A 488-nucleotide genomic window follows, 5' to 3' on the forward strand; every position below is an offset into this window, starting at 1 on the left:
CCAGTTGTTTCTCGTTTAATATATTTCTTATTATAAGCAATTGCGTCAAGTTGAAATAAAAGCCCTTCCTTTCCCCCAACATGGGCAAATTCCGTCTGTATTGATTTCCTTGCAGGATATTTTCCGTTAAAACGTTCCTTAAATACTTTTTCCATTACTGGTATGTTCCATACGTCTCTAAATAGGCAATCCAGTTTTACAACCGAGTCCAATGTTAAACCTATTGATTCAAGTCTTTTTTTCAAATGATCAATTGCACCATGTATTTGATTTTCAATGGGTTGACCTATATTGCCAGCACAATAACTTATAAAGGCGAAATCTCCGGCTTCAACAATGCCGGAATGTGCCCATTGCTCATTTACGTCGGTTCTTTTTATGCTTTCCATGCTTTCTCCTTAAATGTAGATAAAATATACTGTATTCAAAAATAGAATACCGAACATTTTTAATCATTTTATGTTTTCTTAAACATTGACGCAATACTT

The 488-nt window shown here is 34.0% G+C and carries 1 protein-coding gene; it reads right to left on the reverse strand.

All coding sequences use genetic code 11. The annotated features are described in order from the left end of the window. A partial coding sequence (locus tag ACYVRA_RS08605) for a RidA family protein (protein WP_461252306.1) occupies positions 1–389 on the reverse strand: 389 nt, incomplete at its 3' end. Between the last annotated feature and the right edge of the window lie 99 nt (positions 390–488).

The sequence above is a fragment of the Treponema sp. R8-4-B8 genome, assembly GCF_054786175.1.